General features: G+C 60.3%; 18 protein-coding genes. 10 read left to right on the forward strand and 8 right to left on the reverse strand.

Annotated elements, in window-relative coordinates; all coding sequences use genetic code 11:
• The first annotated feature begins 42 nt into the window (after positions 1–42).
• A complete protein-coding gene (locus J3P96_RS08980; RefSeq protein WP_305499752.1) occupies positions 43–543 on the forward strand; it encodes a universal stress protein in 501 nt (166 codons plus the stop codon).
• 112 nt (positions 544–655) lie between these two features.
• Positions 656–1,630 (forward strand): HTH-type transcriptional regulator CysB, encoded by a 975-nt coding sequence (gene cysB, locus J3P96_RS08985; protein WP_003183769.1) that lies wholly within the window; start codon positions 656–658, stop codon positions 1,628–1,630.
• Positions 1,631–1,638: 8 nt separating this feature from the next.
• Here the strand turns inward: cysB and J3P96_RS08990 are convergent, their stop codons facing one another.
• Positions 1,639–2,121 carry a GreA/GreB family elongation factor gene (locus J3P96_RS08990; protein ID WP_434656562.1) on the reverse strand — a complete coding sequence of 161 codons (483 nt, stop codon included), beginning with the start codon at positions 2,119–2,121 and terminating at the stop codon, positions 1,639–1,641.
• 2 nt (positions 2,122–2,123) lie between these two features.
• On the reverse strand, positions 2,124–2,516 hold the full coding sequence (locus tag J3P96_RS08995) for a hypothetical protein (protein WP_305499758.1): 393 nt from the start codon (positions 2,514–2,516) through the stop codon (positions 2,124–2,126).
• Between the two features lie 123 nt (positions 2,517–2,639).
• Between J3P96_RS08995 and earP the strand changes: the two genes are divergently transcribed.
• Positions 2,640–3,773 (forward strand): elongation factor P maturation arginine rhamnosyltransferase EarP, encoded by a 1,134-nt coding sequence (gene earP, locus J3P96_RS09000; protein ID WP_434656564.1) that lies wholly within the window; start codon positions 2,640–2,642, stop codon positions 3,771–3,773.
• 48 nt (positions 3,774–3,821) lie between these two features.
• Positions 3,822–4,391 (forward strand): elongation factor P, encoded by a 570-nt coding sequence (locus J3P96_RS09005; RefSeq protein ID WP_025113141.1) that lies wholly within the window; start codon positions 3,822–3,824, stop codon positions 4,389–4,391.
• Positions 4,392–4,480: 89 nt separating this feature from the next.
• On the opposite strand, the gene J3P96_RS09010 is transcribed toward J3P96_RS09005, so the two are convergent.
• The 3 genes from J3P96_RS09010 to J3P96_RS09020 form a co-directional block, all read right to left on the reverse strand.
• Positions 4,481–5,494 (reverse strand): alpha/beta hydrolase, encoded by a 1,014-nt coding sequence (locus J3P96_RS09010; RefSeq protein WP_434656566.1) that lies wholly within the window; start codon positions 5,492–5,494, stop codon positions 4,481–4,483.
• Positions 5,495–5,529: 35 nt separating this feature from the next.
• On the reverse strand, positions 5,530–5,949 hold the full coding sequence (locus J3P96_RS09015; protein ID WP_434656567.1) for an organic hydroperoxide resistance protein: 420 nt from the start codon (positions 5,947–5,949) through the stop codon (positions 5,530–5,532).
• A 709-nt stretch (positions 5,950–6,658) separates the two neighbouring features.
• The gene (locus J3P96_RS09020; protein WP_434572811.1) at positions 6,659–7,120 is read right to left on the reverse strand and encodes a MarR family winged helix-turn-helix transcriptional regulator; all 462 of its coding nucleotides are present in this window, start codon (positions 7,118–7,120) and stop codon (positions 6,659–6,661) included.
• Positions 7,121–7,279: 159 nt separating this feature from the next.
• On the opposite strand from J3P96_RS09020, the gene J3P96_RS09025 reads away from it, so the two are divergent.
• Positions 7,280–8,017, forward strand: a complete 738-nt coding sequence (locus tag J3P96_RS09025) for a sulfite exporter TauE/SafE family protein (protein ID WP_434631224.1) — start codon at positions 7,280–7,282, stop codon at positions 8,015–8,017.
• Here J3P96_RS09025 and J3P96_RS09030 read toward each other — a convergent pair.
• Entirely contained in the window at positions 8,007–8,861 is an 855-nt protein-coding gene (locus tag J3P96_RS09030; protein WP_420764840.1) for a LysR substrate-binding domain-containing protein, read from the reverse strand. The two genes, J3P96_RS09025 and J3P96_RS09030, sit on opposite strands and share 11 nt — an antisense overlap.
• Before the next feature lie 97 nt (positions 8,862–8,958).
• On the opposite strand from J3P96_RS09030, the gene J3P96_RS09035 reads away from it, so the two are divergent.
• A complete protein-coding gene (locus J3P96_RS09035; RefSeq protein WP_305499769.1) occupies positions 8,959–9,180 on the forward strand; it encodes a DUF1127 domain-containing protein in 222 nt (73 codons plus the stop codon).
• A 64-nt stretch (positions 9,181–9,244) separates the two neighbouring features.
• Positions 9,245–10,474: a winged helix-turn-helix domain-containing protein gene (locus tag J3P96_RS09040; RefSeq protein ID WP_434656568.1), complete on the forward strand. Its 1,230-nt coding sequence runs from the start codon at positions 9,245–9,247 to the stop codon at positions 10,472–10,474.
• A gap of 133 nt (positions 10,475–10,607) precedes the next feature.
• Here J3P96_RS09040 and J3P96_RS09045 read toward each other — a convergent pair whose 3' ends face one another.
• A complete protein-coding gene (locus J3P96_RS09045) occupies positions 10,608–11,954 on the reverse strand; it encodes a class II 3-deoxy-7-phosphoheptulonate synthase (RefSeq protein WP_434656569.1) in 1,347 nt (448 codons plus the stop codon).
• 141 nt (positions 11,955–12,095) lie between these two features.
• On the opposite strand from J3P96_RS09045, the gene J3P96_RS09050 reads away from it, so the two are divergent.
• Positions 12,096–12,851: a spermidine synthase gene (locus J3P96_RS09050; protein ID WP_434656570.1), complete on the forward strand. Its 756-nt coding sequence runs from the start codon at positions 12,096–12,098 to the stop codon at positions 12,849–12,851.
• Between the two features lie 498 nt (positions 12,852–13,349).
• Positions 13,350–15,023, forward strand: a complete 1,674-nt coding sequence (locus J3P96_RS09055) for a DEAD/DEAH box helicase (protein ID WP_305499776.1) — start codon at positions 13,350–13,352, stop codon at positions 15,021–15,023.
• Between the two features lie 181 nt (positions 15,024–15,204).
• On the opposite strand, the gene J3P96_RS09060 is transcribed toward J3P96_RS09055, so the two are convergent.
• Complete coding sequence (locus J3P96_RS09060) at positions 15,205–15,972, reverse strand: DODA-type extradiol aromatic ring-opening family dioxygenase (RefSeq protein WP_434656571.1); 768 nt, start codon at positions 15,970–15,972, stop codon at positions 15,205–15,207.
• Positions 15,973–16,077: 105 nt separating this feature from the next.
• Here J3P96_RS09060 and J3P96_RS09065 point away from each other — a divergent pair, with 105 nt between their 5' ends.
• Positions 16,078–16,782: a thiopurine S-methyltransferase gene (locus J3P96_RS09065; protein WP_434656573.1), complete on the forward strand. Its 705-nt coding sequence runs from the start codon at positions 16,078–16,080 to the stop codon at positions 16,780–16,782.
• The last annotated feature ends 41 nt before the right edge of the window (positions 16,783–16,823 follow it).

Below are 16,823 nucleotides of genomic sequence, written 5' to 3' on the forward strand. Positions count from 1 at the left end.
AGCTGAATCAATCTCCGCCATCCTGGCACTCGAGGAGGTCACATGATTCGTTCGATGCTGTATGCCACGGACCTGGGGCTGTACGCCCCGTATGTGATGCAGCATGCCTTGGCGTTGGCACGGACGTTTGAAGCCGAGTTGTATGTGGTGCATGCGGTAGAGCCGATGGGGCTGTTCGCCGAATCGGTGTTGCAGAGCTATCTCGATGAGCAGGCGTTGAACGAATTCCATCGCCAGGGTCTGAGTACGGTGATGGCTAACATCGAGCAGCGGGTCCTCGACAATTTTCGCGAAGAGTTGGGCGAGGGGCAGCAGGACCTGAAATTGATCAAGTCGGTTCGGGTGTTCCAGGGCGACCCCTCCCAGGTCATTCTTGAACAGGCTGCGAAACTCTCTGTCGATTTGCTGATCGTAGGCAGTCATTGCCAGGGGGCGAGCGGCGAGACGCCGTTGGGCAGGACTGCCGCGCGGGTATTGCAGTTATCCCGCGTGCCGGTCTACCTGGTGCCGCTGGTCCAGCGCAGGCGCCAGGGCGAAGCTTGAGGCTAAATGATGGCTTTTTATAAAAAGTTCTAGATTTATTGGTGCGACCATTCATATAGTTATATACACCGTCGCTGATGCCCGTGACGTCCAACTGCTTTGAGGGATACATATGAAGCTTCAACAACTGCGCTACATCTGGGAAGTGGCGCACCACGACCTCAACGTTTCCGCAACCGCTCAAAGCCTCTACACGTCGCAACCTGGCATCAGCAAGCAGATCCGCCTCCTGGAAGACGAGCTGGGCGTCGAAGTCTTCGCCCGCAGCGGCAAGCACCTGACTCGCGTCACTCCCGCCGGTGAACGCATCATTACCACCGCCGGCGAGATCCTGCGCAAGGTCGAAAGCATCAAGCAGATCGCCCAGGAATTCTCCAACGAGAAAAAAGGCACCCTGTCCATCGCGACCACCCACACTCAGGCGCGTTATGCCTTGCCGCCGGTCATCAGCAATTTCATCAAGCAATACCCGGACGTGGCGCTGCACATGCACCAGGGGTCGCCGATGCAGATCGCCGAAATGGCCGCTGACGGCACCGTCGATTTCGCCATTGCCACCGAGGCCCTGGAACTGTTCGGGGACCTGGTGATGATGCCGTGCTATCGCTGGAACCGCTGCGTGGTCGTGCCTCAGGGGCACCCGCTGACCAAGCTGCCGAAGCTGACCCTCGAAGCGCTGGCCGAATACCCGATCGTGACTTATGTGTTCGGTTTCACCGGTCGTTCAAAACTCGACGAAGCTTTCAGCCATCGCGGCCTGACGCCGAAAGTGGTGTTCACCGCTGCCGACGCCGACGTGATCAAGACCTATGTGCGCCTCGGACTGGGCGTGGGCATCGTCGCGAAGATGGCGGTCGACACCAAGCTCGACAATGATCTGGTGGTTTTGGATGCGAGCGAGTTGTTCGAATCCAGCGTGACCAAGATCGGTTTCCGCCGCGGTACGTTCCTGCGCGGATTCATGTGCGATTTCATCGAGAAATTTGCCCCGCACCTGACCCGGGAAGTCATGGCCAAGGCCATCCAGTGCCACAACAAGCAGGAACTCGAAGAACTGTTCGACGGCGTCGAACTGCCGGTGCATTAAACAGACCTCTAGACCGCCTCGGTGACAGCGAACTGTTGCCGGGCGCCTGCCACGACGATCTCCACTTCATCCCCTTCGAATTTGCCCAACAGGCCTCGTCCCAGTGGTGAGCGAGGGGTGATGACGGTAATCGGCTGCCCCACCAGCGAGACCTTCAGCCCCGCCGCGTCGGGTCCCAGGAACAGCCACTGCTGGCGACCCTCCTCATCTTCCAGCCCGATCAATGTGCCGACCTGGATGCCGCGTTCTTCATCATACGGTCTTAGCGCCAGGTTCTGGCAAAGCACCAGTGCCTGGCGGATTTCCTCCACGCGCCTGGCTTGCCCGGCGGCAAGGTATGAAGCCTCCAGGCCCAGGGTGTCGTATTTGTTTTCGGCGATATTTTCCTCGTGGGTCGCGGTTTCGTAGGCGGTCTGCGCGGCGCGTTCGGCGATATCGAGGTCAATCCTGAGCTTGTCGAGAATCAGTTGGTGGACGGTCTGTTTGTTCATGTTCATTCGCAGAACTGTAGGACATTGGCGCGGCTTTTCTCGCTAGGCGCGTTCTGGTCCTGTTGGAGCCAGAATTGACACTTTGGGTTGGACAGGTTGCGAGGGTTGCTACGGGCCTGGTCGAGGGCCTGGCGTTGCTCGTTCTTCTGCAGGTTCTGTTGATACTGCTCGAACATTGGGGTTGGCGTTGGGGTCGGCTCCGGGGCTGGCGGTGCTGCCGGCGGCTGCGCCAATTGATGAACCGCGGCGGCCACCGGGGCCAGTTGCTCATCGAACAGAAACCTGGACAGCAGCCATCCCGTCAGCACGATGGCAAGGAATCCCAGCCACAAACCCAAGGCGATGCCCAGCGTCAGTTGCAACGTTGTGAGGCGGGGAGAGGAGTGGTCGGGCATGTCTGCTTCCTGGCGATGAACATGGAGGATGCGTTGATTGTCGCATGAAGATTAATCGCCGTCGGCCCTTCTGCTCCACGGCTTTAATGCGGGACAATCAGGCTTTACCACAGGGAGTCGGGAATGACTGTGCGTTGGGATATTTTTTGCACCGTCGTCGATAACTATGGCGACATCGGCGTCACCTGGCGCCTGGCTCGGCAATTGGTCGCCGAGCATCGATGCGCGGTGCGGCTGTGGGTCGACGACCTGCGCGCCTTCGAGCGGTTATGTCCGTCTATCGATGTCACGCTGACCGAGCAATGGCAGCAAGGCGTACAGGTGCGTCACTGGCCCAAGGACTGGCAGCCCACCGAAGCTGCCGATGTAGTGATCGCCGCATTTGCCTGCCAGTTGCCCAGCGCCTACATGGACGCGATGGCCGAGCGTCCGGCGGCGCCTTTGTGGATGAACCTCGATTACCTGAGCGCCGAGGACTGGGTGATCGGTTGTCACGGTTTGCCGTCGGTGAAGTACAAACATGTGCAGAAATATTTCTTTTTTCCGGGCTTTCAGGAGGGCACCGGTGGCTTGCTGCGTGAGGCCGGCTTGTTGGAGCGTCGTCGAGAATTTCAGCAGGATGGCGAGGCACAAAGGGCTTTCCTGCAAGGATTGGGCGTCGAGCGCGAGTCCGGGGCGCGGCTGATTTCGCTGTTTGCCTATGAGAACGACGGTTTGGCCAGCTGGTTTGATGCGCTGGCGACGGATGCTCGTCCGTCGCATGTGCTGGTTCCGGAAAGCCGGATCCTCGCCGATGTGGAGCGTTGGGTTGGTATCGACGGCCTGAAAGCCGGTGCCGTGCATCGCCGTGGCGCCCTGACTGTGCAGGTGCTGCCTTTCGTGCGCCAGGATGAATACGACCAACTGTTGTGGTGCTGTGATTTCAACGCCGTGCGTGGCGAAGACTCCTTCGTGCGCGCGCAGTGGGCCGGCCGGCCGCTGCTCTGGCATATCTATCAACAGGAAGAAGACGTCCACCTGGAAAAACTCGAGGCGTTTCTCCGCTTGTATACCGAGGGGCTCCCGGAGGCTGCGGAAAAAGCGATCAGCGGTCTCTGGCGGGCCTGGAACGCCGGCCAAGGCGTGGCAGAGCACTGGAGCGCCGCCTGCGAGCAACACCAGGTGCTCGCCGAACATGCCCAGGCGTGGTGCCAGAAACAGGCCTCTCGAGCCGATCTTGCCACGGCGCTGGTGAAGTTTTACCGAAATTGGATATGATACGCGGCCTAGATTTTTGTAAATCCCATCCAAATTCGGATATTCGCAATGAAAACTGGTAAAGAACTCAAACCCGGTACCGTGATTCGTATCGACAACGATCCTTGGCTGGTTCAGAAAGCTGAATTCACCAAGTCGGGTCGTAACAGCGCGATCATGAAGACCAAGCTGAAAAACCTGCTGACCGGCTACAAAACCGAAACCGTCTACGGTGCGGACGACAAGCTGGACGACGTGATCCTGGACCGTAAAGAGGCGACCCTGTCTTTCATCAGCGGCGATACCTACACGTTCATGGACACCACTGACTACACCATGTACGAACTGAACGCCGAAGACATCGAAAGCGTCCTGCCATTCGTTGAAGAAGGCATGACCGACGTCTGCGAAGCCGTATTCTTCGAAGAGCGCCTGGTTTCCGTGGAACTGCCGACCACTATCGTGCGTGTAGTTGACTACACTGAAGGTTCCGCTCGCGGCGACACTTCCGGCAAGGTCATGAAGCCTGCCAAGCTGAGCAACGGTACTGAGCTGCAAGTTGCTGATTTCATCGAAATCGGCGACAAAATCGAGATCGATACCCGCGAAGGCGGTTCCTACAAAGGCCGCGCTAAATAAGCGAAGCCTTCTGTATGAAAGAAAAGCCCGACCATTGAGTCGGGCTTTTTATTTCCTTTACTTTCGATCCGGGCTCTGTGGCTCCACCATTACTTCAGGTGTTGCTTGAGTTCCTCGGACGCCTGCAGCATCGCCGAACGCACCGCCGGTACCTGGCTCACCACGTTAAGCAAGCCATAATCGTGGATCATGCCGTTGTAGCGCACGGCTGTAACCGGTACACCCGCCGCGTCCAGTTTGCGAGCGTAGGCTTCACCTTCGTCGCGCAGCACATCAGCCTCGGCGGTCTGCACCAGCGCCGGCGGCAGGCCCTTGAGTTGTGCGGTAGTTGCCCGCAATGGCGAGGCATAGATCTCGTTACGCTGCCCGGCATCGGTGGTGTAGTTATCCCAGAACCACTTCATCATGTTCTTGCTGAGGAAGTGCCCTTCGGCGAACTGGTTGTAGGACGCCGTCTCGAAGCTGGCGTCGGTCACCGGCCACAACAATGCCTGGAAGCGGATCGCCGGCGTACCCTTGTCCTTGGCCATCAGCGCGACGACCGCCGCCATGTTGCCGCCGACGCTGTTGCCCGCTACGGCCAGGCGCTTGCCATCGACATTGATCTGTTTGCCATTCTCGGCCACCCACTTTGTCGCGGCGTAGGCCTGGTTGATCGCTACCGGGTAATGCGCCTCGGGCGATGGTGTGTAGTTGACGAACACCGCAACGGCACCCGAACCCGCCACCAGGTCCCGAACCAGTCGTTCATGGGTGGGGAAATCGCCCAGTACCCAGCCACCGCCGTGAAAGAACATGAACGCGGGCAGCTCACCCTTGACCCCGGCCGGACGAACGACGGTCAGACTGATCGACTGGCCATCGACCTGGATGGTTTTCTCGCTGACATCGGCCTTGGGCAGCGTCAACTTCACCCCCGCCTGGGCGCCGACCAGTACGGCACGGGCGTCCTTGGGCGACAGCTGCTCCAGCGGTTTGCCGGTGCCGGCATTCAGTGCGTCGAGGAACGCTTGGGTGTTGTGCTCGACGATGCCGTCGGCGAAGGCGTTGCTGATGCTCAGGGCGAGAAGGGTGCCGGTCAGGGCTTTGCTGAGGGTGTTCATGTGAATCTCCTTGAAGGTCGGTCCGGGGTAGGGGTTTAGACGGTTACGTGCAGGCGAACATCAACGTTGCCGCGGGTGGCGTTGGAGTACGGGCAAACCTGGTGAGCGGCTTCCACAAGGCTTTGGGCGTCGGCCTGGTCGAGACCTGGCAGGCTGATGTGGAGGTCGATGTCGAGACCGAAACCACCGGGGATCTGGCCGATGCCGACGTGAGCGGTGATCGAGGCGTCGTCTGGGATCTTGCGTTTGCTCTGGCTGGCGACAAATTTCAGCGCGCCGATGAAGCAGGCCGAGTAGCCGGCGGCGAACAGTTGCTCTGGGTTGGTCGCAGCACCACCCGCACCGCCGAGTTCCTTGGGCGTAGCAAGTTTGACGTCGAGGATGTTGTCGCTGGAGACGGCACGACCGTCACGGCCGCCGGTGGAAGTTGCGATTGCGGTGTAGAGAGTTTTCATGGTGGACGCCTCGTTTTATGGTTGGTTTGTTGCGCTAAATGTTTGTGCGCTAAGTAGGTGTGGAGAGAATGTAATGCACAGGTATTTTGCGCGCAAGATAAATTTTTGAGATGCGTCTGAACAGATCAACCCTGGATGGCTGAAAGCCTTGGTTTAGAGCGGTTTAGGGGGGATGAATTTTTTTGATGTACGAGGTCTGGCAGTTCGGCCGGCGCCTTCGCGAGCAGGCTCGCTCCCACAGGGGATCGGTGGTGGGCACTAATATTGTGGTCAGTGAGGGTCAATGTGGGAGCGAGCCTGCTCGCGAAAGCGGTGGTTCAGTTGGCGGCGATGCCGGAGGTGCCGGCGCCTTCGCGAGCAAGCTCGCTCCCACAGGGGATTGGTGGTGGGCACAAGATATTGTGATCACTGGTGTTCAATATGGGATTGCTGATATGCACAGTTTTTTTGACCAATGAAGGTCAATGTGGGAGCGAGCTTGCTCGCGATAGCGGTGGTTCAGTTGGCGGCGATGCTGGAGATGCCGGCGCCTTCGCGAGCAGGCTCGCTCTCACAGGGGATTGGTGGTGGCCACAGATTTTGTGACCAGTAAAGGTCAATGTGGGAGCGAGCGTGCTCGCGAAAGCGGTGGTTCAGTTGGCGGCGATGTTGGAGGTGCCGGAGCCTTCGCGAGCAGGCTCACTCCCACAGGATTGGTTGCGTCAGAAAATCAAAGGCTGTCCTGCAAATGCCCGCGCAGTTCCTGCAGGTCATGTTGCAGTTTTTTCAGTTGTTCCAGCGTCTGGCCGCTGGCGGCGAGGATGCATTGGGGGATGTCGAGGGCCTTTTTCTGCAGGGCGCGGCCCTGTTCGGTCAGCTCGACAATGACCACGCGTTCATCTTCACGGCTGCGGGTGCGACTCAACAGGCCTTCGGCCTCCAGGCGCTTGAGCAGCGGGGTCAGGGAGCCAGGGTCGGTGAGCAGGCGGTTACTGATTTCGCCGACGGTCAGCCCGTCTTGTTCCCACAGCACCATCATCGCCAGGTACTGCGGATAGGTCAGGCCCAACGCCTGGAGCAGGGGCTTGTAGACCTTGGTCATCAACAGCGACGTGGAGTGCAGGGCGAAGCAGACCTGGTTTTCCAGCAGCAGGGCTTCGCAAGGATCGGGGGTGTCGTGTTGGGTAGTCATGGCAAAACCTTTCATCAATGATCCTTACGAATCTAGCGGACAAGCCTTTAATGCACCAGATAATTCTGACGTATTGATCAGCCGTTACGTTTCCTGGTGACCACCAACTGGGTAGGATAGGCGCCCTGATTAAGGGGAGAGTCGTCTGTGATCGAGGTCATGCTGTATTTGCTGTTGGGCGCCGCGCTGGGCACTTTGGGGGGATTGTTCGGTATTGGTGGCGGGCTGATCGCGATTCCAGTGCTGGGTGTATGGTTCGGCCTGGATCAGCATCTCGCCCAAGGTACGGCATTGGTGATGGTCGTCCCCAACGTGATGCTGGCGCTGTGGCGTTATCACCAGCGTAATCGTATCGAAATGCGCCATGTCCTGCCGCTGGCATCCATGGGCTTCTGCTTCGCGTGGCTTGGCTCCATCTGGGCCGTGGGCATTGACGCGCAAAGCATGCGGATTGGTTTTGTGGTGTTCCTGGTGGTCCTGGCGGCCTACAACCTGATTCGCATGTTCGCGGCGACGGCGCCGGCTTCGGCGCGGATGCGCCACGGCTGGCCTTGGCTCGCCGTGCTGGGCGCGGCATCGGGCACCATGGGCGGTCTGTTTGGGGTGGGCGGAGCAGTTGTCGCCACGCCAATACTCACCAGCGTGTTCGGCACTTCCCAGGTCGTCGCCCAAGGGTTGTCCCTGGCGCTGGCCTTGCCCAGCACGGGTGTGACCCTTGCCACCTATGCGTTTCACCATGAGGTGAACTGGTGGATCGGGCTGCCCCTGGCTGTCGGTGGGCTGATGAGCATCAGTTGGGGGGTGAAGGTCGCCCACGCGATGCCGGAGCGATTGCTGCGCGGGCTGTTCTGCGGTTTCCTGGTGCTGTGCGCGGTGTTGCTCCTGCTTAAAGTTTGAAACCTTCGACGATGTGTTCGGCCAGGCACTCGGTGATCGGCGACGGATTGTGCAGGTTGCGGATCAACATGATGCTGGCCTCGGGCAGCTCCGGCAGGTTCTCGGCCTCGCCGAGGACGCGCATGTCCGGGGTCAGCAGGCTCTCCAGTTGCGCGGTGATCGCCAGACCCGCGCCGACCACCGCCATGATCGCCGACAGGCTTGAGCTGTTGTACGCCACGCGATAATCACGCCCCATGGCGTCCAGCGCATTGCACGCCCATTGCCGACAGAAACAATCACTGTTGAACATCGCCAGCGGCAGCGGTGTTTGTTCATGAGTGTTGAAGCAGGCCGCCTCGGCCCAGACAAAACGTTCCTTGCGCAGCAACTGACCGATCTCGTCGCCTGGTTTGCGAGTGACGATGGACAGGTCGAGATCCTGGCGCAGCAGCAGTTGCTTGGACGATTCGCAGTGCACTTCGATTTCGATCAGTGGATAGAACTGGGCGAAGCGCTGCAGGATTCCCGGCAAAAACCGCATCACATAATCGTCCGGCGTGCCGATGCGGACCGTGCCGACCATGTGCGGTTCGCGCAGCGTGTTGAACACTTCACTGTGCAGCTTGAGGATCCGCCGGGCATAACCCAGCAACACCTGGCCCTCGGCGGTGAGCTTGACCTGCCGCCCGTCGCGCTCGAACAGGCGGCGCTGCAAGACGTCCTCTTCCAGGCGCTTCATCTGCATGCTGACGGCCGATTGCGTACGGTTGACCAGCTCCCCGGCGCGAGTGAAGCCGCCCTGGTCGGCGATGGCGACGAAGGTCCGCAGCACTTCCGTATCGATGCTCGGGTAACTCGACAATTGATCAATCTCCGAGATGTATTGCATAAGAAACATTCGTTGGATTGATCTTATCCCTGGCGCGAGACTAGAGCCATCCCCAACGGAGGACATCACGATGAAAGGTCAAAAAGGTTATTTGCTGATTGATAAATTCTCATCCCACGGTTTTTCGCTCAGCGCGCTGTTGCACAAGTTTAGCCGCTGGTACGAATTGCACCACGAGCGTGAACTGCTCGCCTCGATGAGCGATGAGGCGCTCAAGGACATAGGTGTCAGCCGTGCCGATGTTGAAAAGGAAGTGGTTCGGCCATTCTGGGATGACCCGATGCACAAATGAGCCATCCTTCCCTACACAAACCGCTTAATGGTGAGGTAGGTTGCGAGCAGACAAGGAGATCTCCATGCCCGCGACTGTGTCCTTTACCCTCAAACAGGCCCGACGCCTGGCATTGGCCGCCCAGGGATTCGATGGGCGGCCATCGCCAGCTTCGGTGCAACCCGCGCGCCTCAACCGTCTGATCGAGCGCCTCGGCGTCGTGCAGATCGATTCAGTCAATGCCTTGGTGCGCTCGCATTACCTCCCGCTGTTCTCCCGCCTTGGTCACTACAATCGCGACTTGCTCGATCAGGCAGCCTGGAGCCAGGGGCGCCGCCGCACGTTGTTTGAGTATTGGGGGCATGAAGCTTCGTTGCTGCCGGTTACGATGTATCCGCTGATGCGTTGGCGCATGGCGCGGGCGGCCCGTGGCGAAGGCATTTACCAGCAGTTGGCGCGGTTTGGTCGTGAGCAGCAGAACGTGATTCATCGGGTCCTTCAGGCGGTTCAGGAGCAGGGCGCGCTTGGCGCCGGCAGCTTGTCCACACGTCAGGAGAAGGCCGGTCCCTGGTGGGACTGGAGCGCCGAGAAACATGCGCTGGAATGGCTGTTCGCCGCGGGCAAAGTCACCGTAGCCGGGCGGCGTGGGTTCGAGCGGCTCTATGATCTGCCTGAGCGGGTGCTGCCCGAGTCGGTCCTGCGCCAACCGCAGCCGGACGAAGCCCAGGCCCAACGCGCGTTGCTCCTGCATGCGGCGCAGGCCTTGGGCGTCGGCACCGAGAAGGACCTGCGTGATTACTTCCGCCTGGATCCGGCCGACACCCGCGCTCGACTGGCCGAGTTGGAGGAGGCGGGTGAGTTGTTGCGATGTCAGGTGCAGGGCTGGAAGCAGGCGGCCTGGTGCCAACCCACCGTGAAAATCCCCCGCAAGGTCGCTGCCAGTGCCTTGCTGTCGCCGTTCGACTCGCTGGTCTGGGAGCGCAGCCGCACCGAGCGCTTGTTCGACTTCCGCTATCGGCTGGAAATCTACACGCCAGTGCACAAGCGCGTGTATGGCTATTACGTCTTGCCTTTTTTGCACAATGAGCGGATTGCGGCGCGGGTCGATCTTCGTGCGGAGCGGGCCTTGGGGCGGCTGGCCGTGCATGCCGTGCACGAGGAAGAGCCGGGGCTTGACGAGGAGGGCATGCAGGCGCTGGCGATGAATCTGCGGCGCATGGCTGACTGGTTGGGACTGGAGCGGGTGCAGCTCAATTGCCAGCGGGAGGGTGGGGTGCGGTTGGCGGTGGCGTTGGCGCGGGGTGACGGTGGCTGAGCTGGCCCCTTCGCGAGCAGGCTCGCTCCCACAGGGATTTACGGTGACCACGGCTTTTGTGTCCGCAGCCAATCACCTGTGGGAGCGAGCCTGCTCGCGAAGCGATTGAGCAGGCGAAAAAAGCTCTGCTGATCTACCGCCGAACCTGCTTCAACGTCTCGGCAATCAAGAACGCCAGTTCCAGCGACTGATCGGCATTCATCCGCGGGTCGCAGTGCGTGTGGTAACGATCCGACAATCCATCTTCGGTGATCGGTCGGGCGCCGCCGATGCATTCGGTGACGTTCTGCCCGGTCATCTCGATATGAATCCCGCCGGCGTAGGTCCCTTCGGCTTCATGCACCTGGAAGAACTGCTTTACCTCGCCAAGAATCTGCGCAAAATCGCGGGTCTTGTAGCCGCTGCTGGCCTTGATGGTATTGCCGTGCATCGGGTCGGAACTCCACAGCACCTGCTTGCCTTCACGCTGCACGGCGCGCAACAGTTGCGGCAGGTGATCAGCGACCTTGTTGGCGCCCATTCGCGCGATCAGGTTCAGTCGACCGGGGTCGTTATCCGGGTTGAGCACGTCGATCAGGCGGATCAGGTCGTCAGGGTTCATGCTCGGGCCGACCTTGACCCCGATCGGGTTGTTCACCCCCCGCAGGAACTCCACGTGCGCTCCGTCCAGCTGGCGGGTACGATCGCCGATCCACAGCATGTGGGCCGAGCAGTCGTAATAATCGTTGGTCAGGCTGTCACGACGTACGAAGGCTTCTTCATAGTTGAGCAGCAACGCTTCGTGGGCGGTGAAAAAACTGGTCTCGCGCAGTTGCGGCGAGCTGTCCATGCCGCAGGCGCGCATGAATGCCAGGGTTTCGTCGATGCGGTCGGCCAGGTGGCTGTACTTTTCCGCCAGGGCCGAGTTGGCGATGAAGTCCAGGTTCCACTTATGCACCTGGTGCAGATCGGCGAACCCGCCCTGGGCGAACGCCCGCAGCAGGTTGAGGGTCGCGGTGGACTGATGATAGGACTGCAAAAGCCGCTCCGGATCCGGCACGCGACTTTTCTCGTCGAAGCCGATGCCGTTGACGATGTCGCCCCGGTAGGCCGGTAGTGTCACGCCATCGATCGTCTCATCGTTGGCCGAGCGCGGTTTGGCGAACTGGCCCGCCATGCGCCCGACCTTGACCACCGGGCAACCGGCGGCGAAGGTCATGACAATCGCCATTTGCAGCAGCACCTTGAAGGTGTCGCGGATCTTGGCGGCGGAAAATTCGGCAAAGCTCTCGGCGCAATCGCCGCCCTGCAGCAGGAATGCCCGACCCTGGGCGACTTCGGCAAACTGACGACGCAATTCCCGGGCTTCACCGGCAAACACCAACGGCGGATAACTGGCCAGGGTCTGCTCCACCTGCAGCAGATGCGCCGCGTCGGGGTAGCGGGGTTGTTGCTGGATCGGCAGGGCGCGCCAGCTGTCAGGGCTCCAGGGTTGGCTCATCATGATCTCTAGGTGATTTACGCTCGGGCGCTCATGTTATCAGCAAATTAGTGCGTGACCTGTTCCGCTCGCTTCGCCGACAATCGCGCCTTTGCCCCGTTTGCGCGGGCTTGAGCCAGCACGGCAACATCAGGAGAGGAAATGACAGAGGAGCGCGTCGAGCATTTGCTCGCCGAGGTGCACGACGAGTTCGGCATGATCCGCGTACTCGAAGTGGCCGATTACCGGTTTCTCGAATTTGGCGATGCGATCGAGCAGAGCTGCGTGTTCACGGCTGATCCGAGCTGGCTCGAATATGACTACACCCGCGCCATGCTCATCGGTGCGTTGTGCCACGAGCAACCGGAGAGCGCGCTGTTCCTCGGGCTGGGGGCCGGTACGCTGACCCAGGCCTGTCTCAAGTTCCTGCCGCTGGAAGATGTCGAGGCCATCGAACTGCGCCCCGACGTGCCGCGCCTGGCCATCGAATACCTCGGGCTGGACGATGATCCGCGCCTGTACATTCGTGTCGGTGATGCCTTGGAGCTGCTTGAAACGGCGGAGCCGGCGGACCTGATTTTCGTCGACCTCTATACCGATGTCGGTCCCGGCGTCGGTCACCTGGCCTGGGGATTTCTGGAAAACTGCCAGAAGCGCCTCAATCCCGGCGGCTGGCTGGTGATCAACCAGTGGGCCACCGACGATGGCAAGCCGCTGGGCGCGGCGCTCCTGCGCGGCTTGTATCACCGGCACTACTGGGAGTTGCCGGTGAAGGAGGGCAACGTCATCCTGATCGTGCCGGCGGACCTGGACCAGGTACTGGACATGCAAGGTCTGGTCGCCCGTGCCGAAGGGCTCGCGCCGCGGCTGGGTTATTCGTTGCAATCGTTGATCAAGGCGATCCGCCCGGCGACTTGATCGGATTTTCCAGCATTCTTTTGGTTGGGTTCCCCCGTGGCGAGGGAGCTTGCTCCCGCTGGGCCGCGAAGCGGCCCCTTCGATTCCAGATATCAAGCCAGGCGTCTGCTTCGCAGCCGAGCGGGAGCAAGCTCCCTCGCCACAGGGAGCTCATCACAGGGGCTTAGCCATCCAAAGATGAATCGTTTTAGCTAACGCCCCCAACGCCTGCTGGACAGCGCGTCACCACACCCTTCGTCGATAAAAAAATCTCCCTTTTTCAACGAATTCCGGTATAGTGCGCGCCGGCCTTTAGCCGGGCCGCGTCACGGTAGCGCAATTCCCCGAAGCCAGCTTCGGTTGCATGTCCGCACAACGGATGCTTCCACGACGTTCTTTTTCATTCATTCGTTTTCGCAAATCCCCGCCGACAAAGCAGCCAGGGCGACTCTTGAGTCTCAACACGGCATGCGCAGCTTTGGAGCATGGGTCTTTGCGGATGCACTTAGAGGCAGACCCATGACCCAGGAAACCGGCGGCTTCGCCGCTTTTAATCTCAACCCGAACATTCTTGCTGCCGTCATTGCGACTGGCTACGAAGAACCTTCGGCTATTCAGCAGCAATCGATCCCGATCATCATGGCCGGCCACGACATGATTGGCCAGGCGCAAACCGGTACGGGTAAAACCGCTGCGTTCGCCCTGCCGATCCTGCATCGCATCGATCCTGCCAAGCGCGAGCCGCAAGCCCTGATCCTGGCGCCAACCCGTGAGTTGGCGCTGCAAGTAGCAACCGCTTTCGAAACCTACTCCAAGCAAATGCCTGGCGTTACCGTTGTGGCCGTTTACGGCGGCGCCCCGATGGGCCCACAACTGAAAGCAATCCGTAATGGCGCGCAGATCGTTGTCGCCACCCCGGGCCGTCTCTGCGACCACCTGCGTCGTGACGAGAAAGTCCTCGCTACCGTGAACCACCTGGTTCTCGACGAAGCGGACGAAATGCTCAAGCTGGGCTTCATGGATGACCTGGAAGTCATCTTCAAGGCCCTGCCAGCGACTCGCCAGACTGTTTTGTTCTCGGCCACCTTGCCGCAATCGATCCGTGCCATTGCCGAGCGCCACCTGCGCGATCCGCAACACGTGAAGATCCAGACCAAGACCCAGACCGTTACCGCGATCGAGCAGGCTCACCTGCTGGTTCACGCTGACCAGAAGACTTCCGCCGTTCTCAGCTTGCTGGAAGTGGAAGACTTCGACGCCCTGATCATGTTCGTGCGCACCAAGCAAGCGACCCTGGACCTGGCCAGCGCCCTGGAAGCCAAAGGCTACAAAGCCGCTGCGCTGAACGGTGACATTGCCCAGAACCAGCGCGAGCGCGTGATCGATTCCCTCAAGGATGGCCGTCTGGACATCGTTGTGGCGACCGACGTTGCTGCCCGTGGTCTGGACGTTCCGCGCATCACCCACGTGTTCAACGTGGACATGCCGTACGATCCGGAATCCTACGTCCACCGTATCGGCCGTACCGGCCGTGCCGGTCGGGAAGGTCGCGCGCTGCTGCTGGTGACTCCGCGTGAGCGCCGCATGCTGCAAGTGATCGAGCGTGTAACCGGTCAGAAGGTCGCGGAAGTTCGCCTGCCGGACGCCCAGGCCGTTCTCGATGCCCGCATCAAGAAACTGACCAACAGCCTGTCGCCGCTGGTGGCTGACGCCGAATCGACCCATGGTGATCTGCTCGATCGCCTGACCGCCGACATCGGTTGCACCCCGCGTGCCCTGGCCGCTGCCCTGCTGCGCAAGGCTACCAACGGTCAGGCGCTGACCCTGGCGGCGATCGAGAAGGAACGTCCACTGGTGCCGAACAGCGCACCGCGTGGCGATCGTCCCGAGCGTACCGGTGATCGTCCGGACCGTGGTGATCGCGAGCGTCGCGCGCCGATCCCGCTGGGCGAAGGCCGTGCCCGCTGCCGTACCGCGCTGGGCGCTCGTGACGGCATTGCCGCCAAGAACCTGCTGGGCGCGATCCTCAACGAAGGCGGCCTGGCCCGCGAAGCGATCGGTCGCATCCAGGTGCGTGACAGCTTCAGCCTGGTGGAACTGCCGGAAGAAGGCCTGGAAAAGTTGCTGACCAAGCTCAAGGACACTCGCGTGGCTGGCAAGCAGCTCAAGCTGCGTCGTTATCGCGAGGATTGATCGGCCCGCAGGCTGATTGATCGAGCATGAGAAAATCCCCGACTGGTTCGGGGATTTTTTTTGCCTGTCATTTGCTGGTGGGATAGATGGGTGACGCCATTCGCGAGCAGGCTCGCTCCCACACTGGATTTGTATTGCCTGTGGGAGCGAGCCTGCTCGCGAATTGGAGCGACTCGGTACGTCAATCAAACCGATAAATGTCCATCCCCAACGTTCCCATCGTGAACCCTTCATGGGCAATACTGAATTTCCCACCCGCACCCCGGGCAAAATACAGCGGCAGCAGGTGCTCGTCGCTGGGATGGCTACGCACCGCATTGGGGGCCTGGCGGCGGTAATCATGCAACGCGAACTCGTCGTTGGCCGCCAGTTGCGCCACTATCCAATCGCGGAATGCCTTGGCCCAGGGCTCGATGCTGTCAGGGCCGGCGTTCCAGTCCAGATCCCCCAGGTTATGCGTGATGCTGCCGGAACCGATCAGCAGGATGTCCTGTTCGCGCAGTCCTGCCAGAGCCCGGCCGACCTGCGTCTGCAGTGTCGGGCCGCGCTGGCTGGGCAGGGAAACCTGTACCACGGGAATATCGGCCTCGGGGTACATCAACGACAGCGGCACCCAGACGCCATGGTCCGATGGCCGCCCTGTCTCCAGGCGTGCCGGCAATTGCGCTGCATTGAGCAGTTCGGCGACCTGCGTTGCCAGCAGGGGATCGCCTGGCGCCGGATATTGCACTTCGTACAACGCTTTCGGGAAGCCACCGAAGTCATGCCATGTGCGCGGTCGCGGGTTGGCGCTGATCAGCAGTTCATTGCTCTCCCAATGGGCGGACACAATCACGATGGCCTTGGGCTTCGGCATTTGCGCGGCCAGGCGAGCCAAGGCCGGGCCGCTCTCGCCGGGTTCCAGGGCAAGCATCGGTGAACCATGGGAGATAAACAGGCTGGGCAGCATGGACGGGCTCCTGAGCGTTAAGATGGGTTCATCTTCGGTCAGGTCAACGATCGAAATCTAATATAAGTTTTAACCCGTTTTGATCGAATTTATGGAGGGATTCCCATGGACCCCGAGTTTTGGCACAAGCGTTGGTCAACCAACCAGATCGGTTTTCATCTGCCGGAAGTGAACCCTTACTTGCAGCGTTTCTGGCCACAGTTGGGATTGCCTGAAGAAACTCGAGTATTAGTGCCCTTGTGCGGCAAGACGCTGGATCTGCTGTGGTTGGCGCAACAAGGTTTTTCCGTGCTGGGGGTGGAGCTATCGGAAAAGGCCGTCACTGATTTTTTCCAGGAGCATCAGCTTGAGCCAAACGTGAGTGAGGAGGGCGCCTTCAAGGTATTTCGTTCTGGTGCCATCGAGATCCGCTGCGGTGATGTCTTTGCGTTGACGCCTTTGGACGTCGCGGATTGCGCGACGTTGTATGACCGTGCGGCACTGATCGCCCTGCCTGCACCGATGCGCGAGCGCTATGCGGCCCATCTGCAGAACATAATGCCGGACTGCGTCGGGCTGCTGATTACCCTGGACTACAACCAGGACGAGATGCCTGGGCCGCCGTTTTCGGTAGGACATGAAGAGGTGCAGCGGTTGCTGGGCAGGGCTTGGCAATTGCAAGTCCTGCAGGAGCAGGATGTGCTGGGCGAGAGTTGGAAGTTCTTGCAGGCGGGCGTGAAGCGGCTGGATGAACGGGCATATCTGGTGTCCAGTCGTGGGGTGCGCTCAATGACCCCGTCCCGGACGGGCCCGCTGCCGCTTTTGACTTAGCAGGCAAAAGAAAGCCCGCATCGCTGCGGGCTTTCTTGTAT

Source organism: Pseudomonas sp. R3-56 (assembly GCF_051132075.1).
Taxonomy (GTDB): domain Bacteria; phylum Pseudomonadota; class Gammaproteobacteria; order Pseudomonadales; family Pseudomonadaceae; genus Aquipseudomonas.

Coding starts and splice junctions, on each gene's coding strand:
- J3P96_RS08980 (WP_305499752.1), top strand. CDS start 43: ATGATTCGTTCGATGCTGTATGCCACGGACCTGGGGCTGTACGCCCCG.
- cysB (WP_003183769.1), top strand. CDS start 656: ATGAAGCTTCAACAACTGCGCTACATCTGGGAAGTGGCGCACCACGAC.
- J3P96_RS08990 (WP_434656562.1), bottom strand. CDS start 2,121: ATGAACAAACAGACCGTCCACCAACTGATTCTCGACAAGCTCAGGATT.
- J3P96_RS08995 (WP_305499758.1), bottom strand. CDS start 2,516: ATGCCCGACCACTCCTCTCCCCGCCTCACAACGTTGCAACTGACGCTG.
- earP (WP_434656564.1), top strand. CDS start 2,640: ATGACTGTGCGTTGGGATATTTTTTGCACCGTCGTCGATAACTATGGC.
- J3P96_RS09005 (WP_025113141.1), top strand. CDS start 3,822: ATGAAAACTGGTAAAGAACTCAAACCCGGTACCGTGATTCGTATCGAC.
- J3P96_RS09010 (WP_434656566.1), bottom strand. CDS start 5,494: ATGAACACCCTCAGCAAAGCCCTGACCGGCACCCTTCTCGCCCTGAGC.
- J3P96_RS09015 (WP_434656567.1), bottom strand. CDS start 5,949: ATGAAAACTCTCTACACCGCAATCGCAACTTCCACCGGCGGCCGTGAC.
- J3P96_RS09020 (WP_434572811.1), bottom strand. CDS start 7,120: ATGACTACCCAACACGACACCCCCGATCCTTGCGAAGCCCTGCTGCTG.
- J3P96_RS09025 (WP_434631224.1), top strand. CDS start 7,280: ATGCTGTATTTGCTGTTGGGCGCCGCGCTGGGCACTTTGGGGGGATTG.
- J3P96_RS09035 (WP_305499769.1), top strand. CDS start 8,959: ATGAAAGGTCAAAAAGGTTATTTGCTGATTGATAAATTCTCATCCCAC.
- J3P96_RS09040 (WP_434656568.1), top strand. CDS start 9,245: ATGCCCGCGACTGTGTCCTTTACCCTCAAACAGGCCCGACGCCTGGCA.
- J3P96_RS09045 (WP_434656569.1), bottom strand. CDS start 11,954: ATGAGCCAACCCTGGAGCCCTGACAGCTGGCGCGCCCTGCCGATCCAG.
- J3P96_RS09050 (WP_434656570.1), top strand. CDS start 12,096: ATGACAGAGGAGCGCGTCGAGCATTTGCTCGCCGAGGTGCACGACGAG.
- J3P96_RS09055 (WP_305499776.1), top strand. CDS start 13,350: ATGACCCAGGAAACCGGCGGCTTCGCCGCTTTTAATCTCAACCCGAAC.
- J3P96_RS09060 (WP_434656571.1), bottom strand. CDS start 15,972: ATGCTGCCCAGCCTGTTTATCTCCCATGGTTCACCGATGCTTGCCCTG.
- J3P96_RS09065 (WP_434656573.1), top strand. CDS start 16,078: ATGGACCCCGAGTTTTGGCACAAGCGTTGGTCAACCAACCAGATCGGT.